Annotated in this window: 3 protein-coding genes and 1 pseudogene; all 4 read right to left on the bottom strand. The window is 57.2% G+C overall.

Annotated elements, in window-relative coordinates; all coding sequences use genetic code 11:
* Positions 1–391, bottom strand: a pseudogene (locus JWQ61_RS04785) (aminoglycoside phosphotransferase family protein); the annotation flags it as partial.
* An 18-nt stretch (positions 392–409) separates the two neighbouring features.
* Positions 410–2677, bottom strand: coding sequence for a TonB-dependent siderophore receptor (locus JWQ61_RS04780; RefSeq protein WP_304359509.1), 2268 nt, complete (start codon positions 2675–2677; stop codon positions 410–412).
* Between the two features lie 345 nt (positions 2678–3022).
* A complete protein-coding gene (locus JWQ61_RS04775; protein WP_304359508.1) occupies positions 3023–5098 on the bottom strand; it encodes a hypothetical protein in 2076 nt (691 codons plus the stop codon).
* A 300-nt stretch (positions 5099–5398) separates the two neighbouring features.
* Positions 5399–5586, bottom strand: a 188-nt coding sequence (gene rlmJ, locus JWQ61_RS04770) for a 23S rRNA (adenine(2030)-N(6))-methyltransferase RlmJ (RefSeq protein WP_304359507.1), incomplete at its 5' end; no start/stop codon positions are given.

Raw genomic sequence — 5586 nt, 5'->3', positions numbered from 1 at the left:
CGCGCTGCACCTCGTAGGTCCATCCGCCGTCGGCATGGGCGGTGCTGCCGTCGCTGGCTTGCAATACCTCGCTGACCGCCAGGCCGCGCTGCCGCAGGTGCGCCATGAAGCGATGCTCGTCCGTCAGTTCATCGACAGTCCGTATCTCGCGCAACAGGCGTTTGATGAACAAGGGACCGGAACCGGTGTCCGCCACGCAGGCGCTGGAAAACGGCCGTGGGCTGTGCCAGCCGAGGCGCGTCACGGCGCCCGCCTGCGGATAATGGCGCAGCAGGCCTGCCACCTCATCCAGCGTCAATGTGGGCCAGCTCGGCGGCACCACGTCCATACCCATGCCATGGCTCATCATGGCAGGCAGGCTGTCGGCGTCATCTGGTTTTGTATCCTTCATGCCGCTTCCATCCTGCCTTTAAAAATCGTACTGGAGCGACAGCCGCGCGCTGCGCGGCGCCCCCAAGTGCAAGTAGCTGTCGCCGAAATATTCGCCGACATCTTTCCAGTAGCGCTTGTCGAACAGATTATCCACGCTCAGACGCAACACCGCCGGATGTCCGGCCAGGCTGGTCTTGTAGCGCAGGCCGGCATCGAACACGCTATAGGCGGGAACGTTGACGTCGCCTTCGCGCGTCGCCGCCTTGCTGGCGCTGTACTGCCAGCCGCCGAGCAATGTCAGGCCGGTGACCTGCGGCAGCGTATACGACGCATACAGGGCCGTGCGCAGGCGCGGCACGTTGATGGCCTGGTGGCCATCGTAGGCAGGCGTGCCGGTATCGTCGGCGCGCGCCTGGATCAAGGCCACGCTGGCAGTCAGCCGCAGCTGCCTGGTGACCTGGCCGGCGGCGCTCAGCTCCAGGCCGCGGTGCGTTTCGCTGCCTTGCTGGGTGTAGGTATAGCCATTCTCGTCCGGTTTCGGATATTCGTAGGGCTTGGTCATCTGGAACAGCGCCGCGCTCAGGCTGAGCTGGTCACGCCAGTCATACTTGACGCCAGCTTCAACCTGGCGCGACACGGTCGGCGCCAGGAAGGCATAAGCATTCTCGGCCCAGAACGGCGCCTGGCCGCCCATGGTCAGGCCTTTGCTGTAGCTAGTGTAGAGCGATAGATCGGCCTGCGGCTTGTAGACCAGCGCGACCTGCGGCAACAGCAAGGATTTCTCGGTAGTGCGCGTAGCGGCGCCGGTGATATCCAGAGCGCGCTCGTTGAGCCATACCTGGCGAGCACCGGCGATCACTTGCCACTGCGGCGTCAGGCTGATGCGGTCGACGGCAAACAGCGCTTTTTGCCTGCTGTCCAGCCGCAGATAGGAGGCATCTGGCGTCAGCGGCGAAGGCGCGTAGACGATCGGATTCGGGTTATAGATATTATCGCTGCCGACATACTCGTTGACGCCGTCGCTCTGCGACACGGTGCGGCGGAACATGCTCGCCCCCAGGGTCAGGTCGTGATGGATTTTACCGGTATCCAGCTTCCCTTGCAGCACCGCCTGCAGCTGGTCGTTGCGGCGGGTATCGTCCGGGAAGCGGTAATCGTAGATATCGAAATCGCCGCTGGCGCTGAAATAACGCGCCGGCGTGCCACCCTCGCCGCATGTCGCGCCATAGCCGCAGCCATACGGAAAGGCAGAATTATCGTCGATCACCACACGGCTGCGGCTGGCCGCCACGTATGCGTGCCAGTCCGGCGCCAGGTCAAGATCCAGGCGCGTGTTCAGATTGACGGAATTGATCGTCACCGGCTTGGCCCAAGGCTGCGCGCCCAGCAAGGTCGAGGGCGATACATTGCCCGGGACGACGGCGCCGCCCAGCAGCTGGTAGCCCGGCGCGGAGCGCTGCTCGCGGTGCTGGTACTCGGCGTCGAACTGCAGGCGCGCCTGCGGACTGATTATCCAGTCGGCGGCCAGCGAGGCGAAATTGCGTTCGCCGTCGGCGTTGTTGACGTAGGAATGCAGGCTCTCATGGGCGGCATTGATGCGCAGGCCGAACTGCTTCTGTTCACCGAACAGGGCGCCGATATCGGTCGCCAGGTAGCGCGAGCCGCGTGCATCGGTTTCCAGCGTGATCGAACGCACATCGGCCGGCCGCTTGGTGACATAGTTGATCAGGCCGCCGGGCGGCGTCATGCCGCTCTGCAGGCCGGCCAGGCCGTTCAGGATCTCGACGCTTTCCTTGTTTTCCAGCGCCACATTCTGTTCGCCGGCGATGCTCATGCCATTGATCTGCAAGCTCGTCGCCAGGTCCAGCGGAAAGCCGCGGATGCTGAAATTTTCGTAGTAGCCGACCGGCGTGTAATTGTTGCCCACGGCAGCGTCGTTGCGCACGACGTCGCTCAGCAAGCGGGCTTGCTGGTCGTCGAGCTGGGTGCGGGTGATTATGGAAACCGCGGCTGGCGTATCGAGCAGCGAGGCGGCGCCAAAATTGGCGACCGAGGCCGAGGTCTTGCGATAGCTGTCGGCAGCGGGACCGGCGCCGGTCACCGTCACGGTCGGCAGCGTGGTTTCATTCTGCGGCTGGGCGCTCTGCCCGGCACCAGCAGCCGTCCGGCTATTTTGTTCAGGATCGCTTTGCGCATGCGCCATGCCGGCGATTGCCGCTGCAATCAGGGTAATCAGCAATTTCTTCTTGGTTTGCAGCGCTATCAGCCCCCCGGCCACAGGATAGGTTCTTTTCGTAGTTGTCATTATTGTGTCGACGCCATATCAAATAGATAACGCACCCGCAGATTGCGTCTGGAAATCCGGGCGTGATTAAAACAGGATCCGCATTATCCATCCAATTTCCAGTCGATACTTAAAAACTGCGCAATACACCTACATGGTTGACGGGCATTGACAACAGGAGAATGCCTCAAACGCCATTCAAATTCCCATAAGGAAACATCCTTTGGGAATTATCCTGATTGTTTTACGGGAGACGCCTGCGGCCAGCAGGCTGGCGCAAATCGGTGTCATTCAGGCTTCTCAATAAAAAAACGGCATACATATTCCATGTACGCCGTTTTTACGTGACACCCTGTTCAGGGTGTTTTATGGGCCAACCGGCACAATCGCCAAAAGAGGATCGTTGGTAATACCCACCAGCATCAAGCCATCTCCAGATACAACCATTTGACGTTCAATCAGATTTTTTGCATATCCGGCGAATTTAAAACCACCTATTAAGGTGCCGTCTGCGCGATGTACCCATACGTCGTACGAACTATACCAGCCGGAGATGCCACAAAAAACCCTGCCATCGCTGCCAACTTTGACATTATTGGGATACGCATCTCCACCAGGAAGGGCGCTGATAAAACTCAAGTCGACCGGGGAACGCGAACTGCATCGATAAGGCGCGCCGTTGGCCGTGTACACTCGGCTGCCGTCGGCGCTGACAGCGATGTCTGCGCCGTTGGACATTACTCCCCCGTTGGATATGCCGGGGACTCCCGTCAGCGGTGTCAATGGCGAAACCACCAAGGTGCCGCCATTCAATTCAGAGTAGTCGACGCTATAACCCCAGGTTGTAGACGGACTGATGCCTTCGTCCTGAGCATAGATTTTTTTGCCGTCGGCGGTTGCAGTCAAATCGCCGTGGTTATTGATACTGGTGCTCGAGATGAATTTGCCATTTGACGCCAAGTACACGCTGCCGCCATTGGTGATGATGACTTCTACGCCATTCGGCCGGATTGCTTTTATACGCGTCACGTTCGTTAATGCAGCGCTTGAGTTCCACGTATTGATTTTGGTCTGAGTCGCCAAATCAACGGCAACCAGGCTACTCGTAGCCGTGTCTAGAACATATAGCTTATCGCCGTTTGGACTGATAGTCATATTGGCTAGGGTGGTGCCGAGTCCAGTGAGCGTAGCAGTCTTTTGTGAGGTATAGACATTGTAGACATCAATGGAAGATCCGCTGTTATGCGTATAGATCAGCGGACGAATCGGGTCGGCAATGACATTTGTATAGGTTTGTTTTACCTGCGTGGTTAACGTTGGCGTCGTGGTGCCTTTCCACAAAGCGACCTTGATGACTTCGGGTGTGGTTATGGAAAGATCCGCGGAACTGAGGGAAACAGTCGCATAGCTGATCACATCTGAAGGCAAGCTGGCTGGATTTGCGCTAAGCGTGAGATTATTGCCGCTCTTCGTGACATTTAACCATGTTTGATCGGAGCTTGCGCCCCAGCTTCCACCATGGCCAGAACCATCATTGATCTGCAGTGTCCGGGTCAGGCGCGACCATGCCGGGGTTGCTGTCAAGGCGACGCCCGTTTCCGACGCTAATAATTTATATGAGACAGGCTTAACTGTGAGCGTAACTGGCAAACCAACACTCTGCCCATCGGTTGATTTGATCTGGATTAAGCTCGTGTACACCCCTACTTGCAGCGACGACGGCGTGTAAGTAAGTGTCAAACTGGCATTCCCTGCCCCTGCCGTATTACTAAGTTTCAACCACGAGGCATCGGTTGCTGCGGTCCAGGTTCTGCCTTCCCCATGAATAGTGATAGTGGCGGGATCCGGGGCGGCAGCGCCCAGGTACATAGTTGGGGTAAGAACTATACTCGGGGTTGCGCCAAAGGTCTGCAAGACTGGAGGCGTCGGTGAAACTGGGGGCGTCGGCGAAACTGGAGGCGTCGGCGAAACTGGAGGCGTCGGCAAGGCTGCAGGCGGGCTAACCGTGAAGGTATAGGGCAGCAGCATAGGCGAACCAGGGAATTGGCCGGCACAATTACTGTCGCGGCAGAGCTTGACCGTGAGATTTCCTTTATGGGTCCCTACGGACAAGGTCGGGGACGTATAGAGCGCAACGTTGTATTGCGTCGTCGAATTTTGCGATATTTGCGTATTCGGCAACAACACGCCGATATCATCAACAAAATAGGCATAAACGGCAAATGCCCCATTGAAATCGGATGGCTTGTTTACTGTGGCGGCAAAATTGATTTTGCTCGACACCCCTGTAGTAAGAGTTTGGGTGATCGTGGATGGCGTGAAGGTCAACGCCACGGCTGCGGGTGCGGGGCCAGGTCCTGGCGAGGGGCTCCCGCCATCTCCGCCGCCTCCACATGCGTTGAGAAATAACGTCACTAATAAAGAGAAGAACACTTTTTTCATTATCATTATCTTTCTTACACAAATTGTTATGCGGACCCAGTATTAGCTACATCAATCTGAATGGCTTTGTTGATAGAGTTCTAATTGCGGGCCGATTGTAACAGTATGTGATTATTTGTAACAATAGTGATATGTTGCTTTTCGTAAAATATTCTGAACTAAATTATGGCGTTATTGTCGCCGCTACCCATCGCGATCCACTGACTGCCGCCCCACTTCCCAATCACCTCCCCAAAAAAGAAAAAATCCTGAGAGTTTCAAATGAAACTCTCAGGATTTTCTTATCTGAACTGTCGAGTACTACACGCGCCGGGTGCCGGTATCGACCGCCTTGGTCTGCCCTGATTCGAGGGTAAAGCCAGCGCCGGAATCGGTGCCCAGCACTTTCACCAGGTAGGGCATCACTTCTTTCAGCATCGGCTCCAGCGTCCACGGCGGGTTGATCACGAACATGCCGCTGCTGTGCAGGCCGAAGCCGTCCGGCGACG

The sequence above is a fragment of the Collimonas fungivorans genome, from assembly GCF_028292705.1.
Lineage (GTDB): Bacteria > Pseudomonadota > Gammaproteobacteria > Burkholderiales > Burkholderiaceae_D > Collimonas > Collimonas fungivorans_B.
This window is presented reverse-complemented; position numbering and strand designations above follow the sequence as displayed.